General features: G+C 72.3%; 26 protein-coding genes and 1 pseudogene. 15 read left to right on the plus strand and 12 right to left on the minus strand.

Annotated features, from left to right (window positions below; translation table 11 throughout):
- Window positions 1-319 precede the first annotated feature (319 nt).
- The gene (locus K2224_RS18935; RefSeq protein WP_221907697.1) at window positions 320-583 is read left to right on the plus strand and encodes a hypothetical protein; all 264 of its coding nucleotides are present in this window, start codon (window positions 320-322) and stop codon (window positions 581-583) included.
- A gap of 391 nt (window positions 584-974) precedes the next feature.
- Here the strand turns inward: K2224_RS18935 and pcaB are convergent, their stop codons facing one another.
- From pcaB to K2224_RS18955, 4 genes are all read right to left on the minus strand, one after another.
- Window positions 975-2,336, minus strand: a complete 1,362-nt coding sequence (gene pcaB, locus K2224_RS18940) for a 3-carboxy-cis,cis-muconate cycloisomerase (protein ID WP_221907698.1) — start codon at window positions 2,334-2,336, stop codon at window positions 975-977.
- 88 nt (window positions 2,337-2,424) lie between these two features.
- The gene (gene pcaH / locus K2224_RS18945) at window positions 2,425-3,198 is read right to left on the minus strand and encodes a protocatechuate 3,4-dioxygenase subunit beta (protein ID WP_221907699.1); all 774 of its coding nucleotides are present in this window, start codon (window positions 3,196-3,198) and stop codon (window positions 2,425-2,427) included.
- Window positions 3,199-3,258: 60 nt separating this feature from the next.
- Complete coding sequence (locus tag K2224_RS18950) at window positions 3,259-3,963, minus strand: CoA transferase subunit B (protein WP_221907700.1); 705 nt, start codon at window positions 3,961-3,963, stop codon at window positions 3,259-3,261.
- Window positions 3,963-4,745: a CoA transferase subunit A gene (locus K2224_RS18955; RefSeq protein ID WP_221907701.1), complete on the minus strand. Its 783-nt coding sequence runs from the start codon at window positions 4,743-4,745 to the stop codon at window positions 3,963-3,965. Before K2224_RS18955 ends, K2224_RS18950 begins: the two co-directional genes overlap by 1 nt.
- A gap of 150 nt (window positions 4,746-4,895) precedes the next feature.
- Between K2224_RS18955 and K2224_RS18960 the strand changes: the two genes are divergently transcribed.
- Window positions 4,896-5,366 (plus strand): MarR family winged helix-turn-helix transcriptional regulator, encoded by a 471-nt coding sequence (locus K2224_RS18960; protein ID WP_221907702.1) that lies wholly within the window; start codon window positions 4,896-4,898, stop codon window positions 5,364-5,366.
- Window positions 5,367-5,488: 122 nt separating this feature from the next.
- On the opposite strand, the gene K2224_RS18965 is transcribed toward K2224_RS18960, so the two are convergent.
- The 3 genes from K2224_RS18965 to K2224_RS18975 form a co-directional block, all read right to left on the minus strand.
- The gene (locus tag K2224_RS18965) at window positions 5,489-5,770 is read right to left on the minus strand and encodes a chaplin (protein WP_221907703.1); all 282 of its coding nucleotides are present in this window, start codon (window positions 5,768-5,770) and stop codon (window positions 5,489-5,491) included.
- A gap of 160 nt (window positions 5,771-5,930) precedes the next feature.
- Window positions 5,931-6,302 (minus strand): hypothetical protein, encoded by a 372-nt coding sequence (locus K2224_RS18970; protein ID WP_260692786.1) that lies wholly within the window; start codon window positions 6,300-6,302, stop codon window positions 5,931-5,933.
- Between the two features lie 64 nt (window positions 6,303-6,366).
- A complete protein-coding gene (locus K2224_RS18975) occupies window positions 6,367-6,597 on the minus strand; it encodes a hypothetical protein (protein ID WP_221907704.1) in 231 nt (76 codons plus the stop codon).
- A 152-nt stretch (window positions 6,598-6,749) separates the two neighbouring features.
- Between K2224_RS18975 and K2224_RS18980 the strand changes: the two genes are divergently transcribed.
- Together K2224_RS18980 and K2224_RS18985 are read left to right on the plus strand one after the other, a co-directional pair.
- Window positions 6,750-7,556, plus strand: coding sequence for a HipA family kinase (locus tag K2224_RS18980; protein WP_221907705.1), 807 nt, complete (start codon window positions 6,750-6,752; stop codon window positions 7,554-7,556).
- A gap of 30 nt (window positions 7,557-7,586) precedes the next feature.
- Window positions 7,587-8,258, plus strand: a complete 672-nt coding sequence (locus tag K2224_RS18985; protein WP_221907706.1) for a TetR/AcrR family transcriptional regulator — start codon at window positions 7,587-7,589, stop codon at window positions 8,256-8,258.
- Here the strand turns inward: K2224_RS18985 and K2224_RS18990 are convergent.
- Complete coding sequence (locus K2224_RS18990) at window positions 8,244-8,987, minus strand: SDR family NAD(P)-dependent oxidoreductase (protein WP_221907707.1); 744 nt, start codon at window positions 8,985-8,987, stop codon at window positions 8,244-8,246. The genes K2224_RS18985 and K2224_RS18990 overlap by 15 nt on opposite strands.
- 255 nt (window positions 8,988-9,242) lie before the next feature.
- Window positions 9,243-9,800 (minus strand): heme-binding protein, encoded by a 558-nt coding sequence (locus K2224_RS18995; RefSeq protein WP_221907708.1) that lies wholly within the window; start codon window positions 9,798-9,800, stop codon window positions 9,243-9,245.
- A gap of 193 nt (window positions 9,801-9,993) precedes the next feature.
- Between K2224_RS18995 and K2224_RS19000 the strand changes: the two genes are divergently transcribed.
- From K2224_RS19000 to K2224_RS19010, 3 genes are all read left to right on the plus strand, one after another.
- A complete protein-coding gene (locus K2224_RS19000; RefSeq protein WP_221907709.1) occupies window positions 9,994-11,298 on the plus strand; it encodes a sensor histidine kinase in 1,305 nt (434 codons plus the stop codon).
- Between the two features lie 5 nt (window positions 11,299-11,303).
- The gene (locus tag K2224_RS19005) at window positions 11,304-11,975 is read left to right on the plus strand and encodes a response regulator transcription factor (protein WP_221907710.1); all 672 of its coding nucleotides are present in this window, start codon (window positions 11,304-11,306) and stop codon (window positions 11,973-11,975) included.
- A gap of 236 nt (window positions 11,976-12,211) precedes the next feature.
- Entirely contained in the window at window positions 12,212-12,601 is a 390-nt protein-coding gene (locus tag K2224_RS19010; RefSeq protein ID WP_221907711.1) for a tautomerase family protein, read from the plus strand.
- Between the two features lie 148 nt (window positions 12,602-12,749).
- Here K2224_RS19010 and K2224_RS19015 read toward each other — a convergent pair whose 3' ends face one another.
- Entirely contained in the window at window positions 12,750-13,277 is a 528-nt protein-coding gene (locus K2224_RS19015; RefSeq protein ID WP_260692787.1) for a S9 family peptidase, read from the minus strand.
- 27 nt (window positions 13,278-13,304) lie between these two features.
- On the opposite strand from K2224_RS19015, the gene K2224_RS19020 reads away from it, so the two are divergent.
- From K2224_RS19020 to K2224_RS19030, 3 genes and pseudogenes are all read left to right on the plus strand, one after another.
- Window positions 13,305-13,631: a hypothetical protein gene (locus K2224_RS19020; RefSeq protein WP_221909978.1), complete on the plus strand. Its 327-nt coding sequence runs from the start codon at window positions 13,305-13,307 to the stop codon at window positions 13,629-13,631.
- A 56-nt stretch (window positions 13,632-13,687) separates the two neighbouring features.
- Window positions 13,688-13,885, plus strand: a pseudogene (locus K2224_RS19025) (GNAT family N-acetyltransferase); the annotation flags it as partial.
- A gap of 52 nt (window positions 13,886-13,937) precedes the next feature.
- Window positions 13,938-14,384, plus strand: coding sequence for an SRPBCC family protein (locus tag K2224_RS19030; RefSeq protein WP_221907712.1), 447 nt, complete (start codon window positions 13,938-13,940; stop codon window positions 14,382-14,384).
- Between the two features lie 166 nt (window positions 14,385-14,550).
- Here the strand turns inward: K2224_RS19030 and K2224_RS19035 are convergent, their stop codons facing one another.
- A complete protein-coding gene (locus K2224_RS19035) occupies window positions 14,551-15,402 on the minus strand; it encodes an alpha/beta fold hydrolase (protein ID WP_260692788.1) in 852 nt (283 codons plus the stop codon).
- A gap of 166 nt (window positions 15,403-15,568) precedes the next feature.
- On the opposite strand from K2224_RS19035, the gene K2224_RS19040 reads away from it, so the two are divergent.
- Window positions 15,569-16,381 carry a GNAT family N-acetyltransferase gene (locus K2224_RS19040; protein WP_399018990.1) on the plus strand — a complete coding sequence of 271 codons (813 nt, stop codon included), beginning with the start codon at window positions 15,569-15,571 and terminating at the stop codon, window positions 16,379-16,381.
- Here the strand turns inward: K2224_RS19040 and K2224_RS19045 are convergent.
- Window positions 16,354-17,355: a GlxA family transcriptional regulator gene (locus tag K2224_RS19045; RefSeq protein ID WP_221907714.1), complete on the minus strand. Its 1,002-nt coding sequence runs from the start codon at window positions 17,353-17,355 to the stop codon at window positions 16,354-16,356. The two genes, K2224_RS19040 and K2224_RS19045, sit on opposite strands and share 28 nt — an antisense overlap.
- A 235-nt stretch (window positions 17,356-17,590) precedes the next feature.
- Between K2224_RS19045 and K2224_RS19050 the strand changes: the two genes are divergently transcribed.
- The 4 genes from K2224_RS19050 to K2224_RS19065 all read left to right on the plus strand — a co-directional run bounded on the left by K2224_RS19050 (window position 17,591) and on the right by K2224_RS19065 (window position 21,357).
- Complete coding sequence (locus K2224_RS19050) at window positions 17,591-18,262, plus strand: DJ-1/PfpI family protein (RefSeq protein WP_221907715.1); 672 nt, start codon at window positions 17,591-17,593, stop codon at window positions 18,260-18,262.
- Between the two features lie 12 nt (window positions 18,263-18,274).
- Complete coding sequence (locus K2224_RS19055; RefSeq protein WP_221907716.1) at window positions 18,275-18,760, plus strand: hypothetical protein; 486 nt, start codon at window positions 18,275-18,277, stop codon at window positions 18,758-18,760.
- A gap of 258 nt (window positions 18,761-19,018) precedes the next feature.
- A complete protein-coding gene (locus K2224_RS19060; RefSeq protein ID WP_221909414.1) occupies window positions 19,019-20,221 on the plus strand; it encodes an IS110 family transposase in 1,203 nt (400 codons plus the stop codon).
- Window positions 20,222-20,565: 344 nt separating this feature from the next.
- The gene (locus tag K2224_RS19065) at window positions 20,566-21,357 is read left to right on the plus strand and encodes a thioredoxin domain-containing protein (RefSeq protein ID WP_221907717.1); all 792 of its coding nucleotides are present in this window, start codon (window positions 20,566-20,568) and stop codon (window positions 21,355-21,357) included.
- The last annotated feature ends 72 nt before the right edge of the window (window positions 21,358-21,429 follow it).

The raw sequence follows: 21,429 nt of genomic DNA on the forward strand, positions 1-21,429 counted from the left end.
CGGCCAGGCGGCGGTCAGGACTACGAAACACCAACTCCTCGCATCGCACGGAGAGTTCGACGTCTCGCAGGCGACACGGCCGGACATCGAGCACGGCCCGGGCTTCGGTCCGGGCCGGTGACCGGCCGGGACGGACGCGCGAACCGGCGGGGCCGACGGAGACACGGGCGCCGCCGACGCGCCCGGCGCGATCAACGGCCGGGCGCCCTTGCGACGTCACGCAGAGGCCCAGGCCCGCGGCACGGATCAGCTCAACTGATCGAGTGCACTCCGGGGTAGGTCGTCGTCTCGGGGGCGCGAGCCGGATACCCTCCGCGCCATGGGGACCTTCGCCGACGAAGCACGGTCACGGCTGGCGAATCTGCTGCGGATGGCAGGAAACAGCGAGCGGGACCGGGCGCTGATCATCGCGTATGTGGAGTCCACACCCGAGCCGCCGCCGCTCGGGCCGCGCGGCATCCACACCAGCGGCTGCCCGCAGTGCCGGAACACCATGTGGGGCCAACGCGATCGGGACGGGCACCCGATCGCCGTCTGTGCGCGGTGCGGGTTCGTCAAGGAGGCCGACAGTGGACTGTCCTGACTGCCGCTTGCCGATGCTTGAGCCTGACCCGCAGAGTAATCGACACTGGTGTTATCGATGCGGTCGCGTCGCGGCGACCGGTGAGACCCCGGACGACATCACCCTTCGCGAACGGTGGCGCCAGGAGGCGTTCGTCCTGCTCGACTACGCGATAGCGCTGCGCGGCAGGTGCCGCACGCGCTCCCCGAGGGAGGACCTGCCCATGGGCCAGCTCATTCAGACCCGAGGCTGCAGCAAGTGCGGCGGCACCATGTACCGGACGGTCGAGACGGACCGGGACGGGAATCCGACACAGGAGAGCCAGTTCGTCTGCTCCGCCTGTGGCCACATTGAATGATGGGCCGTCAGTTCTCTGCTGTGATACGGACGTTGGAGGTTCGTTTCGGCACGCTCACCGTCGGGCGAGGGCACGGTCGGTGAGCGCCGCCGCCGCGCCGGTGTAGCGGGCGGGGTCGGTCAGGGAGCCCAAGTCGACCTCCTTCAGGGCGGGCTCCGACGAGAGCGCCTCAGCGAGACTGCCGCCGCTCCTACGGACGGTGCGGGCGGCCTCGGTCAGCAGGTCGCGGGCTCGGGTCCGGCCCAGCCGGGCGGCGAGGACGGCCGTCAGCCGCTCCGAGACGACCATTCCCTCGGTCAGATCGAGGTTCGCCCGCATCCGCTCGGCGTGCACCCGCAGGCCCAAGGCGAGTTCCGCGGCGTCCCGGGCCGCGCCGCCGACCAGGCGGAGGAGGTCCCGCAGGGTCTCCCACTCCGCATGCCAGGCCCCGGCGGGGCGCTCGTCCTCCGCGGCGACGCAGCCGTACAGCACGGCGGCCGACGCGGGCGCCCGGCGCGCGGCGGCGGCCAGCAGCGTGGCCCGGACCGGGTTCGCCTTGTGCGGCATGGCCGACGAACCGCCGCCGGCGCCCTCGCTCAACTCGCCGATCTCGGTTCGGGAGAGCACCAGCACATCGGCGGCGACCTTGCCGAGCGCTCCGGCGGTGAACGCCAGGGCCGCGGCCAGATCGGCAACCGGGGTGCGCAGGGCATGCCAGGGCATCGTGGGCTCGGCAAGCCCGACTTCGCGGGCGTAGGCACCGACGAGGAGGAGCATCGATTCGGCGGACACCGCGCGCACCGGGCCCTCTGCCGCCTCCGCGTACGCCTGGAACGCCGCCAACGTGCCTGCTGCGCCGCCCAGTTGGGCCGGCAAGCTGCGACGTACGGCGCTCAGGCGGTCCCGGGCGTCCAGCGCCAGACTGCGCCAGCCGGCGGCCTTGAGTCCGAAGGTGGTGGGGACGGCGTGCTGGGTGAGGGTGCGGCCCGGCATGGGTGTGTCGCGGTGCTCGGCGGCGAGGCGGGCCAGGGCGCCGGCCGTGCCTTCCAGGTCGGCCAGGACCGGCCGCAGCGCCCGGTGGGCGACCAGCATCGACGCCGTGTCGAGGATGTCCTGACTGGTGGCACCGCGGTGCACATACGGCGCCTGGGCGTCGGGCACCGCGGCGGTCAGTGCGGCCACCAGTGGGATGACCGGATTGCCGCCGGCCCGGGCCCGCAGTGCGAGTTCGCGGGCGTCGAAGCGGTCGGCGCGGGCGGCCTCGGTGACCTCCCGGGCCGCCTCGCCCGGCGCCAGACCGACGGCGGCCTGGGCTCGGGTGAGGGCGGCCTCCGCGTCCAGCATCGCCTGGAGGAACGCGGTGTCGCCGGTGGCCGTCTCGGCCGCCGATCCCACGCGCACCGGATCGAGCAGGCCGGCGTCTCGGTCGTCGCTCATACACACTCCACAAACACCGTCTCCGCCGCACCCTGCGGCCGGATGTCGAAGGGATGGGGCTCCATGGGACGGGGGCTCGATCGCCCGCTCAACGCCCCTCCTCGATCCACGTGGCGGTCGGACCGTCCAGGACGATGTCCCAGTGGTAGCCCAGGGACCACTCCGGCACCGACCGGCCGTGGTCGTAGCGGGCGACCAGCCGTTGCCGTGCGGCGGCGTCGGTGACGGACTGCAGGATGGGGTCGTGGCGGAAGAGGGGGTCGCCGGGGAAGTACATCTGCGTGATCAGCCGTTGGGTGAACGCGGTACCGAAGAGCGAGAAGTGGATATGGGCGGGCCGCCAGGCTCCGGTGTGGTTCCGCCAGGGGTAGGCGCCGGGTTTGATGGTGGTGAAGGTGTAGCCGCCGTCGTCGCCGGTCAACGTCCGGCCGACGCCGGTGAAGTTCGGGTCGAGCGGCGCGGGGTGCTGGTCCCGCTGGTGGGCGTAGCGCCCGGCGGCGTTGGCCTGCCAGATCTCGACCAGTTGGCCCCGTACGGGTCGGCCGGAGCGGTCCAGCAGCCGGCCGCTGACGGTGATGCGCTCACCGAGCGGTTCGCCCTGGTGCCGGCGGGTCAGATCGTGGTCGAGCTCGGTGACGTCGGCGCGGCCGAAGGCGGGCGAGGCCAGTTCGACGGCCTCCGGGTCCTGCCGCAGCGCCACCTGGACGAGGGGTTGCCGGGGGTGGCGCAGCGCGCTGGAGCGGTACGGCGGATAGTTCCGGTCCGGATGCGCGGCGCGCGGGACGCCCCCGGCGACGGCCTGCTCGTACGCCTCCCGCTCCCGCGCGATCTCACGATCGATCTCGCGTTGAGTAGCTGCCATCCTCGCTGAACTCCCTTCCTTCCAGGGCTGATTGGGCCAAGGGAACACTGGGCCGGCGGATCACTCCCCGGACCGTGACGAGGAGTGCGGCGCGGGCGGCGAAGCGAAGGACCGGCTCCCCTCCCCCACCCGGCGCGGGATGCGGACCGGTCCGCCCGTCTTCACGACGATCTCCTCGACCGTGACGCCGGGCGCCCGCTCGACGAGTTCGAAGCCGCCCTCCGCGATGTCGAACACGCCGAGATCGGTGACGACGCGGTCGACACAGGCCCGTCCGGTGAGCGGGAGCGTGCAGTCCGCGACGAGCTTGGCCGAGCCGTCCTTGGCGGTGTGGGTCATGACCACGAGGACGGTGCGGGCGCCGTGCACCAGGTCCATGGCACCGCCGATCCCGGTGATCAACTTCCCGGGGACGGCCCAGTTGGCGAGGTCGCCGCACCGGGACACCTGCATGGCGCCGAGCACCGCAACGTCGATGTGGCCGCCGCGGATCATCCCGAAGGACAGGGCGGAGTCGAAGTAGGCGGCGCCGGGCAGGACGGTGACGGTCTCCTTGCCGGCGTTGATGAGATCCGGGTCGATCTCCTCCTCGGTGGGATACGGCCCGGTCCCCAGGATCCCGTTCTCCGACTGCAGGACCACCTCCATGCCTTCGGGCAGGTGGTCGGGAATGCGGGTGGGCAGTCCGATGCCGAGGTTGACGTACTGACCGTCCGTCAGCTCACCGGCCGCCCGCGCGGCCATCTCCTCACGGGTCCACGGCATCAGCGCGCCTCCCTTCCCCGGGGCTCCGGTGCGGCGACGGTGCGCCGTTCGATGTGTTTGTCGGCGGCCTGTTCCGGGGTGAGTACCAGGACGCGCTGGACGAAGATGCCCGGCAGATGGACCTGGTCCGGATCGAGCTCGCCGGGCTCGACCAGCTGCTCCACCTCGGCGAGGGTGACGCGTCCGGCCATCGCCGCAAGGGGGTTGAAGTTCCGGGCGGACTTGGCGAAGACCAGATTGCCGTGCCGGTCACCCTTGGCGGCCCGGACCAGGCCGAAGTCGGTGCGGATCCCCCGCTCCAGCACAAAGCGCTGCCCGTCGAACTCCCGCACCTCCTTGGCCGGCGAAGCCACCGCGACCCCGCCCGCGCCGTCGTACCGCCAGGGCAGCCCGCCGTCGGCGACCTGGGTGCCGACGCCCGCCGGGGTGTAGAAGGCGGGGATGCCCGCGCCCCCGGCGCGCAGCCGCTCGGCGAGCGTCCCCTGCGGGATCAGCTCGACCTCCAGCTCGCCGGCCAGATACCGGCGCGCGAACTCCTTGTTGGCGCCGATGTACGAACCGGTGACGCGGGCGATCCGGCCCGCGGCGAGCAGCACGGCCAGCCCGCGGTCCATGGCGCCGCAGTTGTTGGAGACGACGCGGAGGCCGCCGACCCCCGTCTCGTAAAGGGCGTGCAGGAGTACCTCCGGCACGCCGCCGAGCCCGAAGCCGCCGACGGCCAGCGACGCCCCCTCCCCCACGTCGGCCACCGCCTCGGCGGCCGAAGCCACCACCTTGTCCATCCCCGCTCCTCCCCGGTCCCGAATGCCCCGACCCTGCAAAATAATCAGTACACTGACTAACTGCCGGCAGTTTTGAAGCGTGGCATGATGAGGATTCGAGGGCAAGACCCTCAGTGCAGTGAGCATCTGCGAGAGGAACAGGTCCCCACCGTGCACGCGCTCGACCTCAGCACCCATCCCGGCCACCTGGCCCGGCGGTTGCAGCAGGCACACACGCTGCTGTGGACCACGGTCGTGTCGGAGGACGTCACCTCCCCACAGTTCGCCGTGCTCAACGCCCTGGTCGGCGAGGACGGCCTCGACCAGCGGACGGTCGGCGAGCGGGTCGGCCTCGACCGCTCCACCATCGCCGAGGTGGTCCGCCGCCTGACCGCGCGCGGCCTGGTCGACAAGGTCCGCGACCCCCGGGACGGCCGGCGCTCCGTGCTCCGCCTCACCGACGAGGGCACCGGGCTGCACCGCCGGCTCGCCGGACGGACCGCCCGGATGAACCAGATCTTCCTGGCTCCACTGGACGCTCAAGAGCGGTCCACTTTCCTGGAGTTGCTGCGACGGGTCGCCGACGCGACCGAGGGGCTGCGCAACCCCGCCACGGAGCCGGCGGAGAATCCGGCGCCCTGAGCCAGGTGCGACACCCGCACGGCACACAACCGGACCCGCCCCGTCCCCACCGGGACGACCGGTGGGGACGGGGCGGGTCCGTAGCCTGGCAACCGCGGCTCACACGGCCGGCAGCGTTGGCGCTAGCGGCGGCCTTCGTGGCCGTGGTGCTTCTCCTTGTGCTTCCCGCCGTTGACGCAGATGTTGCCGAAGGCCGGGTTCAGCAGGGCCAGGCCGTCGACCGTGTTGCCGCACACGTTGATGGGAACGTCCAACGGGATCTGGATGAGGTTGCCCGACAGCACGCCGGGCGAACGGACGGCGGCGCCCCCCGCGTGACTGTCGGCGAAGGCTGCCGAACTCCCGCCCAGCGCGGTCCCGGCCGCGAGCACGGCCATGGCGGTGATCCGAGTGATCCGTGACATTCCGAACCTTTCGCTCAGTCCAAGCGACCCACTGCCGCTCGCTTCTCCTCCCTTCGGCACACGGAACGTCACCATTGAGCCAGCAGCGGACAATTCCCTCTTTCGCGTCGTTTCAGCGATGCCGACCACGGCATCACTTCGTGCTCATCGGCCCCGCCCGTCAACATGCCATCGACGCATGGCAGTACGTGCAGACCGGGACCCCCTGGGATTCGGCGGGTCGACCGCAGTCGGGGCAGACCTCGTCCAGCCAGCACGCGGCCTCGCCGCCCTCGTCCCGAAGGGCGCCCGGCACACCGGTCCGCAGCCGCCCCGCCAGGACCCGGGCATGGCTGAGATGTATCGGAGTGACGGCGGTCCAGACGTCCGGGTAGGCCACCCCGCAGAGACGTCCCAGCGGCAGGCTGCGGTCGACCAGCACCCGGGTGCCGGACCACGGCCGCGCGGTGGCATGCATCGATTCCGTCCAGACCCTGCGGGTGGCCTCACCTGCGGCCTGGCGGTGGCGTTCCGGTCTCTCCTCGCCGCTCACCGGTCGAACTCCCTCTCATCAGGCGGCACTCCGAGGTCCTCATGCGCCGTTCGGCGGTGGCGGGTCAGGCGCCGCGCGTGGTGCCGTCGCCCGTCGCGGCGTGCTGGGCGCGAGCCCGTCGCAGCGCGGCGTCGAAGTCGCGCTGGGTGTCCTCGCACCAGTGCAGCAGATCGGCGAGGACGCGTTGCAGGGTCTCGCCGGGACCTCTGCGCCAGCCGTCGCCGGAGAGGGTGTACGCCTGCAGGGCCTCGTTGGCGCGCCGCACCGCCGCCTCGCGCTCGTCCGTGCCGGTCATGTCGTCCTGCCTTCCGCTACCGGGCCGGGCCCGCCTACCGGGGCCGCTCCACGAGAAAATCGTAGTGGACTGCAAGTTTGGAGTACGATGCATTTTTCGTCCGGGTGGGCTCGTCGGTCGGGTTCGCCGGGGAATCGGGGAGGGCGGGAGCGATGACCACGGGGTCGGGGGCGCTGCGTAGGGTGACCGCCGTGCGGTACGTGGAGCCGTTGCGCAGCGGGGGTTCCGTCCCAGGTGTCGTGGAGGCCGACGACCTGGGGACCTATGTCGTCAAGTTCACCGGCTCGGCACAGGGACGCAAGGCGTTGGTGGCCGAGATCATCGTGGGCGAACTGGCCCGGCGGCTGGGGCTGCGGGTGCCGGAGCTGGTCCTGGTGGACTTCGACCCCGCGGTCGCCGCGGCGGAACCGCACCAGGAGGTCCAGGACCTGCTGCACGCCAGTGCGGGGCTCAACCTCGGCATGGACTATCTGCCGGGAGCCGCCGACGTGGCACCGGACGGCGTGGACGCACTCGACGTCGATCCGGTGGAGGCCGCCCGGATCGTCTGGCTGGACGCGTTCACCGCGAACGTCGACCGGACGACGCACAGTCCCAATCTCATGGCCTGGCCCACCTCCGGTCATCGGCGCCCGCGGCTGTGGCTGATCGACCACGGCGCCGCCCTCGTCTTCCACCACCGCTGGGACACCGCGACGGAGGCGGCCCTGAGGGCGTACGACTTCCGGCACCATGTGCTGGGCGCCCGACGGCCCGACATGGCCGCGGCCGACGCCGAGTTCGCCCCTCGGGTCACCGCACGGCTGCTGCGCGAGGTCGTCTCCGCCGTTCCCGATGCCTGGCTCGTCGACGAACCGGGCTTCGCGTCGGCGGCCGAGGTCCGCGATGCGTACGTCGGCCATCTCACCGCCCGGGCCCGGGACTCGGCGCGGTGGCTTCCGAAGGAGTGGTTCCGGTGATCGGGTCGAGGTTGGAGTCGGGGTTGCGGCATGGCTGAAGGACTGCGGGAACGGAAGAAGCGGCAGACCCGGCAGCGGATCTCCGAAGTGGCCGTCGGGCTGTTCGTGGAGCGGGGCTTCGACCGCGTCACCATCGCCGAGGTCGCGGCGGCCGCGGAGGTCTCCGTCAACACCCTCTACAACTACTACGAGTCCAAGGAGGACCTGGTCCTGCCTCCGGACCAGGCATCCCCGCAGCGGCTCGCCGACATCGTCCGCGCCCGCGAGCCCGGGGAGTCGGCGGCCCGGGCGGTCCTGGCCCACCTCCGCGACGAACTGCGGCGGCGCGACCGCAAGGTGGGCCTGTCGGCGGGCTTCGGCCGGGTCTTCGAGATGATGCGGGCCGCTCCCACCCTCACCGCCCGGCTGGAAGACCTCGGCCGGCAGATGACCGACGCGCTCGGCACCGTACTGGCCGAGGAGACCGGTGCCGCACCGGGCGATCCGACGCCCCGCGTGGTCGCCGGTCAGATCGGCTGGTTCCACTCGCTGGTCTACGGCGAGATCGGGCGGCGCATCGTGGCCGGCGAGAAGCCGGACGCGATCGCGGCGGCGATCCTGGAACTCCTCGACGTGGTCGAGGAGATGCTGAGCCCCGGCGCCCTCGCCTACGCCACCCGCCCGCCCGACGCGGCGCCCGTGACGGCCTCAGCGCAGGTATGACGCCCCGTTGACATCCAGCACGGCGCCCGAGGACCAGGCCGCCTCCGGCGAGGCGAGGTACCGCACGGCGGCGGCGATCTCCTCGGGCGCGGCGACCCGTCCGAACGGGCTCTGCTGCTCCACGGCGTCGGTGATCCGGTCGGCGACCCGTTCGGTGGCGACGAAACCGGGCGCGACCGAGGCGACCGCGATGCCGTGTGGGGCCAGCGAGACGGCGAGCGACTGGCCCAGGGCGTGCAGGGCGGCCTTCGTCGCACCGTAGGCGGGGTGGTCCGGCTCGCCACGGAAGGCGCCGCGGGAACCGATGTTGACGATACGGCCCTCGATCTTGTGGTCGATCATGTTCCGGGCCACGCAGTAGGTGACGTGGGCCGTGCCCAGCAGATTCACGTCCACGGTGCGCCGCCAGGCGTCCTGCCAGTCCTCGTAGGAGGTGGTGGCCAGGGGGTGCGCGATGTTCGCCGCGGCGTTGTTGACCAGGACGTCGATCGGGCCGAGCGCTTCGACGGCCGAGGCGACCACGGCGGCCGCGCCGTCCGGGGTGCCGATGTCCCCCTGGACGAGGACGTGGCCGCTGCCCTCCAGGGCGCGCAGGGTGTCTTCGGCCGCCTCCCGGCTGGACGCGTAGTGCAGGGCGACCCGGTCGCCGTCGGCGGCGAAGGCCGTGGCGACGGCGCGGCCGATGCCGCGCGAGGCTCCCGTCACCAGTACGGTCCGGCTGCGGTTCATCGGGCACCCTCCAACGGTGGGCGGCGCGGCGGCCGCACGGCTCAACGATCTTGCTGGACACCCTTGCACGCGACCGCGCGGGAGTGAAGACCTGGGCGTTTTCGTCGCCGTTCCCGTCCGCGATCCTGATCCCGTTCCCGTTCGCAGTGTCGGCGGGCGGGGATCGGCGGGGACGGGGCCGGGCAGGCGCAGGCTTCACGGGAGGGCCGTGGAGCCTGCGCCGGCACCGCCGGGCCGTCAAGTGGCAGGCGCCGCCTACTGGTTGAGCGCGGCGGCGCCGGCCTGGGCGAACTGCTCGTCCAGGTCGCCGCTGGGTGCGCCGGCGACGCCGATGCCGGCGATCGGGGCGCCCTTGGCCTGGACGGGGGCTCCGCCGGCGAGGAACAGCGTGCCCGGGATGTCCTTCAGGGTGGGTGCCTGCTCCAGGCGCTTGACCAGTGCCGAGGTGGGCGCGTTCCAGGACACCGCGGTGAACGCCTTGGCCTCGGCCGCCTTGTACGACTGCGGGCCGGCGCCGTCGCCGCGCAGCGTGACCAGGGTGTTGCCGTTGCGGTCCACCACGGCGACCGACACACGCTGGTCGGCCTTCTCGGCGGCGTCGAGCGCGGCCCGGGCCGCCTCGGCCGCGGCGTGGACGGTCAGGTGGTCGGTGGCGACGACGTTCCGGGGCCGGGTCTGCGCGGCCGGGGCCGACGGGGTCCGGCCGCCGGCGTCCGGGGCCGCTACGGCGACGGCGCCGACCGCGGTCACGCCGACGGCGGCCAGCGCGACCGCTCCGGTGAGGATCCGGGTACGCGGGGACGGCATCTTCATGGGGTCTGCTCCTCTTCGTCACCCCGGGGCCGGGTGGCCGTGGGGTCCGCAGTGGTTGCGGTGCTCCCATCCTTGGCGGCCGCCGGTGGACCGCCGTCGACGGAGCGGATGGGGCCGCGGAGCATCATGGATGACGTCGGTGTCAACCGATCGGATGACGGGCGTGGGCCGGAAACCGGGCTACGAATCAGGGATGGACGTGAAGCACGTGAGCGGTGGCCGGACCGAGGCGGCGGACGGCGTACCGCGGACGGACACCGCGGTGGCGCCGGCCGGCCGCGGGATGGAGGCGGTGATCTCGGCCTCCTTCGTCCTGCTGCTGATCGCCGCGATGGCCCGCTTCCTGACCCGTCATCCCGGCGCCCCGGGCACCTGGTGGGTGATCGCGCTCACCGCGCTCCTGGCGGTCGCGTACGTGGCGCGGCCGGCTGCGGACGGGGCGATCGCGCCACGGTGGCGGCGTGCCTGGCTCGGCGTCTTCGTCCTGGGCTGGGTGGCGCTCGTCCTCCAGGCACCGAGCTTCGCCTGGAGTGCGGTGGCCATCGTCTACACCGCGCTGCAGCTGCTCCCGGCGCGTGCCGCGCTGGCGTTGATCACCGTGCTGGCGGTGCTGGTGGTCGTCGCACAGGTGCGGATCAACGGCCCGGACCCGCTGCTGATCGTCGTGCCACCGGTGGTCGCGGGCCTGGCCGCGACGGTCTTCACACATATGCAGCGGCAGGCGGCCAGGCAGCACACGCTCATCGAGGATCTGGTGCGGACCCGCCGGGTGCTGGCCTCCAGCCAGCGGCGGGCGGGCATGCTGGCCGAACGCGAACGGTTGTCGATGGAGATCCACGACACCCTCGCCCAGGCACTGTCCAGTCAGCGGATGCTGCTCCAGGCAGCCGAGCGGCTGTGGGAGACGGACCCGGCAGCGGCGCATCAGCACATGGCCACCGCGTCGGCCATCGCGGAACGCAATCTCGTCGAGGCCCGCCGGTTCGTGCACGACCTGGCGCCCGCCGATCTCTCCGGCGGGGGCGGACTGCCCGAGGCCCTGCGCGCGCTGGCCCGGCGCGAGACCGCCGCCGGGGCGGCCGCGGAGGGCGCCGCGGCGGACCCGGAGGTCGGCGGCCCGGCCGTGCGCTTCCGGATCGACGGCGAGCCCGTTCCGCTGCCGCCGGCCGTCGAGGCGGGCCTGCTGAGGGTGGCCCAGGGTGCCGTCGCCAACGTGCGCGAGCACGCGCGGGCCAAGGACGCGGTACTGACCCTCAGTTATCTCGACGAGGACGTGGTCCTCGACATCGCCGACAACGGCCGTGGTTTCACCCCGGAGCAGGAAGGCGCGCAGGCGTCGGCGCCCCACCGCGGACACGGGCTGCGGGCCATGGCGGCCCGGTTGCGTCAGCTCGACGGCACGCTGACCGTCGAATCCCACCCCGGGGAGGGGACGGTGGTCTCCGCGTCCGTGCCGCTCCGGGCGAGCGGCCCGGCGGCCGGCCCGGACGAGGAGTGACCCGCATGTCCCGTACCCCGCACTCCCCCGACGCCCGCGCCGCCACGCCCGGCCGGCGGATCCGCCTGCTGCTCTGCGACGACCACGCCGTGGTCCGGGCCGGTCTGCGCGCCCTGCTGTCCGCCGAACCGGGCATCGAGGTCGTCGGCGAGGCGGCCACCGGCGAGGAAGCCCTGGCGGTCGCCGCCAAACAGCGGCCCGACGTGGTGCTGATGGACCTCAGCCTGGGCACCGGCATCGACGGGATCGAGACCACCCGCCGCCTCGTCACCGAGGTCCCGGGCGCCCGCGTCCTGGTGCTCACCACGTACGACACCGACGCCGATGTCACCCGCGCCGTCCAGGTCGGCGCGACCGGCTATCTCCTGAAGGCCGAGCGGCCCGAGGAGCTGTTCGCCGCGATCGCGGCGGCGGCGGAGGGGCGGGCCGTGCTGTCGGCGCCCGCGGCCAACCGCGTGATGGAACGCGTACGCAAGCCCCATGCCGCGCTCACCGACCGCCAGTTGGACATCCTGGCCCAGCTCGCCCGTGGCCTGGGCAACCGTGAGATCGCCCGCGCCCTGTTCATCAGCGAGGCGACCGTCAAGACACACCTCGTCCGCATCTACGCCAAACTCGGCGTCGACACCCGGGCTGGCGCGGTCGCCGCGGCCAAGGAACAGCGGCTGATCCCCTGACCTGGCGTATCACCAGCTGACCGATAGACCTGGGCTCACAACACAGGAAGAGCCACCCGCCGGCGCCTTTCGATGTCCCGCGGCCCAGGTCACACGACTCCGCGAAATCGCAACTACTGTAACTACTAGTATGTACACTCAGGCCGGAGGCTTTCCGCAGAACACTGATCGCCGAAGGGCCGTAGTGCCGTGGAGCTGTCAGCCATCGGCCCCATAGATCCGCGAGGAGAACCGACATGCCCTTCGTACGCATCGACGCACTGCGGGCCGACGGCGAGCGGCTCGATGCGCTCGGCCGCGCCGTGCAGGACGCCCTGGTCGAGACGATCGGCATCCCGCCGGACGACCGATTCCAGGTCCTGACCAGCCACGACGGCGTCAACAGCACGCTGCGCCACGGCACTTACTACGGCGTGCAGCGCGACGACGACATCGTCTACGTGGCGATCACCCTGCGCACGGGACGCACGGACGAGCAGAAGCAGGCGCTCTACCGGCGGATCGCCGAACTGGCCCAGGAGTACGCGGGCACCGAACCGCGCAATGTGTTCGTCCTGCTGACCGAGAACACCTCAAGTGACTGGTCGCTCGGCAACGGGGTGGCGCAGTACCTCGCACCCGCGTAGGGGCGGGGCGCCCGGATCGTCGCGCTACTGCGTCGCACGGACGCCTGCCGGAGCGCCGCGGTCCATGCGCGTCCAGCGGCCCGCCCCGGGAACCGGTCCGCAGTCACGGTTGCCCATCGGCCTGAACCACGGGGCGGCGTCGGGTCGTTCAGGCGTCCATGCCTGGAGCCAGCCAGGTGGCGATGTCGGCGATGACCGCGGGGTCCACATGCTGGGGGCGTTGGTAGTCGGCGGGGGTGGAAGGTCCGGCTCCCGGGAAGAAGAGGTGGTCGGCGGCGTCGTGGACGTGGACGGTGACCTCCGGGCGGTGTGCCCGGCCGGTCCGCCAGCCGGCGAGGTCGTCCTCGACGGTGACTTGGTAGTCGCGTCCGCCCTGGAGGATGAGCAGGGGGATGTCGAGCGTGGCGGCGGTTGCGACTGGGTCGTAGGCGCGCAGGTCCAGCCAGTAGGAGCCGGAGAGGCCCAGGGGCAGGTCGGCGGCGGGTGTGGCGGGTGAGAGGTCGGGGCTGTCGACGAGGGCGGCCTGGCGGGTGAGGGTGTCGACGAGTGCCTGGGCCCCGGGAGTCGGGGCGAGGTCGGCGAGATGGCGGGCGACGCGGACGGCGGCCCGGTGCATCGGCTGGGTGTCGCCGGCGAGGATCACCAGGCCGGCGACGGACGGTTCCGCCGCGGCCACGCGCGGGGCGACCTTGCCGCCCATGCTGTGGCCGAGGACGAAGACGCGGGCGGGGAGGCCGTCGCCTCGCTGACTCCCGACGACCACCGCCGTGCGTTCGCCGTCGCCATGACCGTCCTGCTCACCGAGTTCAACGCCTATCTCGACCAGGAGCACGCCGCGCCGGTGGACGATCTGGTGGGATACCGGCAGCACGCCGTATGGCTGACTGACAGCGAACTCCGGGAGATGATCGGCGAGTTGCGCAGTGTCATCGCGCCGCGACTGGCCAACGGACCGACTCCCCACCGTTCCCGGCACCTGCTCAGCCCCATACTGTTTCCGGTCGCGGAACCACCGGCCGGGAGCCGGTGAGCGCGGCCGACGCCGCCCCGTCCCGAGCGTAGGAGCAAGCCCCCGTGCAGATCGCGATCGCCTCACTGCTGCTCACCCGCCTCATCGACGAGGCCCGGTCCAGGGGCTTTCGGCGGTTGAGTCTGGAGACGGGGGCGGCCGACTTCTTTCTGCCTGCCCGGCGGCTCTACGCGAAGTTCGGGTTCGTGCGCTGCGAGCCGTTCGCGGGCTACCGGCCCGATCCGAACAGCGCGTTCATGACGCGGGAGTTGTAGCGGGCGGACGCTGTCGAGGTGTGGGAATCCGGCGGCTGCGTAGCATGGAGTGGTGGCCGGGTTCCGGATCGAGCGCGTCGCGCCGTGTTCCCCCGACGCGGCGTGGCAGCGGCTGGTGTGCTGGGAGGCGCACTCCGCGCGGGTGCCGCTGACCGCGATCACCGTGACGACGCCCCCTCCGACGCACGAGGGCACCACGTTCGTCGCCCGTACCGGGCTCGGGCCGCTGGCGTTCGACGATGAGATGCGTGTGGTGCGGTGGGAGCCGCCCGGCGCCTCGGGCGACGGGACGGCGGTGGGGCGGTGCCGGATCGAGAAGCGGGGGCGGGTCGTGGGCGGGTGGTCGGAGATCGAGGTGGCGCCCAGGGCTGGGGGCTGCCGCGTCGTGTGGAGCGGAGAGGTGCGGCCGCGCGGGGTCCCCGGGACGTTGCGCCCTGTGGTGGCCTGGTCGGCGCGGTGGCTTTACGGCCGCATCGTGGACGGGCTGTTGGGCCGGTAGCCGACGAGACGACCGGAGTGCGCCGACGGCGGGCCGCGCGCCCGGTCGCCGGCGTACCCGGTCGCCTGCGCGCCCGGTCAATAGCACGGCCAGTCAATAGCACGGCCGGTCAACAGCACGCCCGGTCGGCGGCACACTCTGTCGGCGGTACAGGCAGGGCGACTGTTCACAGTGCGGTCAGGAACTCCCTCACCGCCGTGGCGAATCCGGTCGGATCGTCGTCGTGCAGCCAGTGGCCGCAGCCGGGGAACTCCCGCAGGGTGGTGGCCGGCCGGCGCTCGGCCATCTCCCGTGCCATCGACGTCGGCAGGACGAAACTGTCCAGGCCGTGCAGCAGCAGTGCCGGGCAGGTGCCGGCCAGCCAGTCGGGCCACCAGTCACCGACCAGGGCCTCCTGGGACCGCATCATGTCCGCGTGGTCGAAGAGGAAGCCCCAGCCGTCGGGGCGTTCGACGGCGCTCTCCAGGAAGTAGCCGGCGTCGGGGATGCCGCGCGCCTCGACCTCGCGGCGCAGTGCGCCCAGCGTCGGCGCGCGGCGCGGCCAGTCCCGGACGTCCAGGACCGGATGGGCCACCTCGGGGCGGCGGTTGAGCGCGCCGCCCTCCTCGACGACCAGGGCCCGGACGAGCTCGGGATGGCGCGCCGCCAGGCGGAAGGCCACCACACCGCCCATCGAGTGGCCGAGCACCGGCAGCGGCCCCAGCCCGAGGGCCCGCACGAACGCGGCCGCGTCGGCCACATAGGCGTCCGGGGAGAGGTCGTCGGGGTGGTCGCTCCGGCCGTGGCCGCGCTGTTCCAGGGCGATCACCCGGAACTCCGGTGCCAGCGCGGCCGCCAGTCCGGCGAAGGCGCGGGCCCGCCCGAAGTGGCCGTGCAGGGCCAACAGCGGCTCGCCGGGACCGCCGGCATCCGCATAGGCCAGTCGCAGGCCCCGCACCGTGGCGGTCTCGACAGTCATGGTCGTGGTCGTGGGCTCGGTCGTCGGTCCGGCCGTGGGCTTGGTCATGGGCTCGGTCATGGGCTTGGGCTCCGTCGTCGTGGGTTGTGTCATCGTCGTTCCCCCAGAAGGGCGTTGAGTGCCTGGGAGTCCTGAGGGCTTGAGGGGTCCTGGGTGACGATAGGCGCGTCGGCTGCCGGGGCGGCGATCGGACCGGCGGTGGCCGTCGGCCGGAAAACCAGTTGCCATGGCCCGTACCGTCTCTCCTGTGACGGACATCGACGGCTTGCTCTCGGCCTACGACGAGCAGATGCGGGGCGTACCGCCCACCCCGCCCGAAGGGGTCGGCTACGAGCAGGACGGTCCGCTGCTGCGGATCGTCGGCCAGTTCCGCGGCTTTGTGAGCGCGCCGCGGGACGTCGGTGTGTGCGGCGCAGAGTTGGACCGGCTGATCGTCCGTCAGCGCGACTACTTCGCGGCCCGCGGCGAGGCGGTGGAGTGGAAGACCCGGGGGCACGACCGGCCGGCCGACCTCACCGACCGGCTGCGCGCCGCGGGCTTCGTGCCCGAGGAGCCGGAGACCGTCCTGATCGGCCTGGCGCAGGAGATGGCCGCGGCACCGGTCCTGCCGGACGGAGTGGTCCTGCGGCGGGTGACCGCGGACGCCGACATGCACCGCATCGCCGCGATGGAATCGGCCGTGTGGGGGCAGGACTGGAGCTGGCTGGCCGAGGATCTGATCAGCCGGATCGCGGCGGCACCGGACGAGATCGCCGTGATGGTGGCCGAGGCCGGCGGCGAGGTGGTCTGCGCGGCGTGGTTGGTCTTCCGCGACGGAACCGACTTCGCCGGTCTGTGGGGCGGCTCGACGCTGCGGGACTGGCGCGGCCGGGGAATCTACCGCGCGCTGGTCGCCGCCCGTGCCGAACTCGCCGCCGCCCGCGGGGTGAAGTACCTCCAGGTCGACGCCTCCGCCGACAGTGCGCCCATCCTGCGCCGGCTGGGCTTCCACGCCGTGACCACCACCACGCCCTACGTCTGGACGCCGACCCCGTCCTGACGTGCCGGGACGCCGTCCGGACGCGCCGGGGGCCGTCCCTGGAAGGCGGTGCGGTAGGACTGCGGGGTGGTGCCGACCACCCGGCGGAACCGCTCACGGAACGCGGTCGGCGAGCCGAAGCCGGCCTGGTGGGCGATGCGTTCGACCGGGTGGTCGGTGTTCTCCAGGAGGAACTGGGCCCGGCGGACCCGGGCCCGGAGCACCCACTGCACCGGGGTGGAGCCGGTCTGTTCGCGGAAGCGGCGGCTGAAGGTGCGCTCGCTCATCCCGGAGCGGTCGGCCATCGCCTTGAGGGTGATCTCGTGGGCGAGGTTGTCCTCGATCCAGTCGAGGACGGGCTGGAGCGTGGAGCCCTGCGGCACCGGCGGATGCTCGTGGACGATGAACTGGGCTTGGCCGCCCTCCCGTTCCAGGGGCATCACGGACATCCGTGCCGCGTCCGCGGCGACCGCCGAGCCGAGGTCGCGCCGGATCATGTGCAGGCAGAGGTCCATGCTCGCCGCGGCACCGGCCGAGGTGAGGATCTGGCCGTTGTCGACGTAGAGGGCGTCGGGCTGGGCGTCGACGAGCGGGTAGCGGCGGGCGAGTTCGGCCGCCGCCGCCCAGTGGGTGGTGGCGCGCAGCCCGTCCAGCAGCCCGGCTTCGGCCAGGACGAAGGCCCCCACACAGACCGAGGCGATCCTCGTGCCGGCGGCCGCGGCGGCGCGGAGGGCCCGCAGCGCCTCCGGGTGCGGTACGGGGGCCTGCTCCGCGCAGCCGGGCACGATGACCGTGTCGGCGTCCGCCAGCGCCTCCAGGCCGCGCTCGATGTGCAGGGCGAAGCCGTCGGTCCGTACCTGCGGCGTGGCCGCGCAGACCCGTGTGCGGTAGGGGCGGCGGCCGTCGGGCAGCCGGGTGCGGCCGAAGATCTCCAGGGGCGCCGCCAGGTCGAACGGCACCACCTGGTCGAGGGCGAGGATGGCCACGGTGTGCATGGCCACACGATAGAGGGATTCCCGCCAGTGGATGGGTTCCCTGATCACTGGCCATCGACCCCTGCGACCCGTGTCGTCGCACTGGCAGGAGCGCTGGCAGAGCACTGGTGGGGGCATCGGCAGAGCACTGGCGGGAATCCGTGGAAAGTTGTCATTTCAGCCACTGTGCGGGCCTGGGCCGCCTTCCTACCGTGGTCGGGCACTGGTGATCACGACAGGAGAAAGGGGCACCCCCATGCTCGCCCAGTTCGTTCTGTTCGACGGCTTCGACCCGTTGGACGTCGTCGCGCCCTACGAGGTGCTGCACTGTGCCGGTCAGCTCACCGCGGGTGCGGTCCGGACCGAGCTGGTCAGCGCGGAGGGGCCGCGGGAGGTCCCCAGCGGGCTGGCGGGGGTCTCGCTGCGGGCCGTCGCCGCGCTCGACCCGGAGCGCGCCGACCTCGTCGTGCTGCCGGGTGCGGTGGGTGATCTGCGCGATCCGGCGGAGCTGAGCGAGGCGGAAGCGGAGCGGACCATCGCGGCGATCCTGCGCCGCACCCTCGACACCGCTCTGCCGCGGCTGGCCGGCGCGGCGCTGGCCCGGCCGGACACGCTGGTGGCGACGGTCTGCGGCGGTTCGCTGATCCTGGCCATGGCGGGGCTCGTCAGGGGGCGCCCGGTCAGCACCCATCCCATGGGCCGGGAGGTACTGGTGGCCGGCGGCGCCGAGCACGTCGACGCACGGGTCGTGGACGACGGTGACCTCGTCACCGGCGGCGGTGTCACCTCGGGGCTCGACCTCGCGCTCCATCTCGTCGAGCGGGAGATCGGTCCCCGGGTGGCTGCTGCCGTCGAGCGGGTCCTGGTGCATGAGCGGCGCGGCACCGTCTGGTCGGCAACCGGCACCGCCCCCGTCCTCTCGGTCTGACGGCGGCGCCCGATGACGAAGATCCTGCTCTCGCTGCACGTCCTGGCCGCGATCCTCGCGATCGGGCCGGTCACCGTGGCGGCCAGTATGTTTCCGCCCGCCGTCCGGCGTGCCCTGGCCGGCGACACCGGCGAACCGGGCGGCCCGGAGGGGATGGGCACCGTGCGGCTGCTGCACCGCATCTGCCGGGTGTACGCCGGGATCGGCATGGCCGTGCCGGTCCTCGGCTTCGCCACCGCCTCCGCCATGGGGATTCTGGGCGACGGCTGGCTGGTCACCTCCGTCGCGCTGACCGCGGCCGCCGCCGGCGTCCTGGTCGTGCTGGTGCTGCCGCGGCAGGACGAGCTGCTGGCCGCCCTCGGCGCCGACCCGCCGGCGCCTGCCCCGGATCGCTCCGCCACCTCCCAACTGGCCATGTTCACCGGCCTGTTCAACCTGCTCTGGGCGGCGGTGACCATCCTCATGGTCGTTCGCCCCGGCTCGTCCACAGGAGCATGAGGCACCCGTTCCACATCCTCTCCCCATTACCTTCTTGGTGGCCCCGCAATGGGGCGCCCGGCCTTCGGAGTTGGCATGACTTTCTCCCCCTGTCGAACGTATGGCCTGGGGGGTGGTGTCACCGGCTCCGGAGGCATCGACAGACCGCTGATTAGGGGCATGACCACCGGCTTGTCCGCAGGTCGGGAGGCTCTTCGTAATGTGGATGTGGCGATCGGTGCCGTGGGACGGCCGGGCGGGAACGACCAGAGGACGCACGTGATCGACGTCAGTGAGATCGGCGCCTTCCTCGGCCTGGACGTCGGCAAGAGCGAACACCACGCCACCGCCGTCACTCCGGCCGGAAGGAAGGCCTTCGACAAGCGGCTGCCCAACAGCGAACCCAAGCTCCGCGACGTGTTCGCCAAGCTGAAAGCCAAGCACGGCACCGTGCTCGTGGTCGTCGACCAGCCCGCCTCCATCGGCGCCCTGCCGCTGGCCGTGGCCCGCGACATGGACTGCCCCGTGGCTTACCTGCCGGGCCTGACGATGCGGCGGATCGCCGACCTCTACCCCGGTGAAGCCAAAACCGACGCCCGCGACGCCTTCATCATCGCGGACGCGGCCCGGTCGATGCCGCACACTCTGCGGGCCGTCGAGCTTGCCGACGAGGCAGTAGCCGAGCTGGAAATGATCGTGGGTTTCGACGACGACCTGGCCGGCGAAGCCACCCGCATCAGCAACAGACTGCGGGGACTGCTGACACAGATCCACCCGTCGCTGGAACGGGTACTGGGACCGCGAATGCAGCACCCAGCCGTGCTCAAGCTGCTCGACCAGTGCGGTTCGCCGGCCCAGGTCCGCAAGGCCGGACGGCGTCGGCTGGTGAACCTGATCCGCCCAAAGGCACCACGGATGGCGGAACGGCTCGTCGATGACATCTTCACCGCCCTGGACGAGCAGACAGTGGTCGTGCCAGGCACGGCCGCGGCCGCATTGATCGTCCCCAGCCTCGCCAGCTCGCTCCAGTCGGTACTTGACCAGCGCAAACTCCTCGCCACAAGGATCGAGGAACTGCTGGAGGCTCACCCTCTTTCCAAGGTCCTGACGTCCATGCCGGGGATCGGCGTCAGGACCGGAGCACGCATCCTCATCGACATCGGCGACGCCAGCAGCTTCCCCAGCGCCGCCCACCTCGCCGCCTACGCCGGCCTCGCCCCGGCAACCCGCAGTTCCGGGTCCTCCATCCGCGGCGAACAGCCATCGCGCAGAGGAAACAAACAGCTCAAACGCGCCTTCTTCCTCTCCGCGTTCGCCGCCCTGGCCGACCCCGTCTCCAGGGCCTACTACGACAAGAAGATCGCCCAGGGAAAACACCACACCCAAGCCCTCCTCTGCCTCGCCAGACGACGAGCCGACGTGCTCTTCGCCATGCTCCGCGACGGCACCTTCTACCAACCCCAACCAGCCCCCACGGGTTGACGAAACCCATAGGGGCACCCCCCCGCCACCCGCTGCGCACCGCCGCCACCGTCGAGCCGGTCTCGCTGCCGGCGCTGCTGACCAATCTGGCGACGGTCCATCCGCCGGTCGGTCAGGCTCTCCTGCATCCCGGGCGTCGGCGGGCTGCTCGCCCTGCGGAGGCTCCCGCTCGCCACCGTGCGAAGCGGGCGCTTCCGGCCCCGGCACCGACGCGGGCAGCGGAAGCTGCCACACTGTGCGTGCCACAGCTGGGACCCGCTCCGCGCGAGGACGGCTGAGAACGGCCCGGCAGGACGCCCGGAGCCGTCGGCGAGCACAGTGAAATGCCTGGTGAAAGGGTGCGCATGGTGGCCTCCGCAGGGAAAACGGACAACGGTGGCGACGCGACGCGAAAGAGCTCCGGCGCCAAGTGGCGCAACTACGCGGTGACGGCCGTCGGCCTCGCCGTGGTCTGTGGAGCGGCGGTCGTCGTCGGCCAGTTCTCCCGCGCCAACGAGGCGACGGCCATCGAGCCGCCCTCCGGTGCCTTGGGGAAGACGGACGACACAAAGCTGGACCTTCCGGTCAAGCCGACCATCCCGGTCACGCTGACGGTGTACGAGGACCCGCGCAGCCCCGACTCGCGCGACTTCGCCCAGCAGTACGCCGACACGTTCTCGCACCTCCTGGCGTCCGGCCAGGTCCAGATCAACTACCGGTTGGTCACCCAGAGCGACCGGCAGTACGGGGGGAGCGGCGCGCGGGAGGCCGCCGCCGCGGCCGCCTGCGCCCAGGACCAGGGCCGCTTCAGCCAGTTCATGGACCAGCTGTGGAAGCAGCAGCCGGCTCCGACGACCGACGGTCTGAAGAACCGCAATCTCCTCAAGGAGATCGCCAAGAAGGCCAAGAAGATCGAGCGCGACACCTTCGATCTCTGCCTCGACCGCGGCTCGCGCCAGGGCTGGGTGAAGAAGGCACAGGAGGACTACGCCGCCTCGGGCCTGGGGCCGGTCCCCGTCGTCCAGATCAACGGGCGCACCCTCCCGGACCCCAAGACCCAGCTGACGCCGAAGAAGCTCACCGCTCTGGTCACCAAGGAGGCGCGCCAGGTGGCGGCCGCGCCGCCGGCGACCCCCTCGCCCACACCCACGTCGTGAGGTGAGTGCGGGGCACCGATGAGACCGGGACACCGATCGACCGGGCAAGGACCCGGCCGGTCGGTGTCGTTC

Origin of the sequence: Streptomyces sp. BHT-5-2 (genome assembly GCF_019774615.1) — a bacterium.
Taxonomy (GTDB): Bacteria; Actinomycetota; Actinomycetes; order Streptomycetales; family Streptomycetaceae; genus Streptomyces.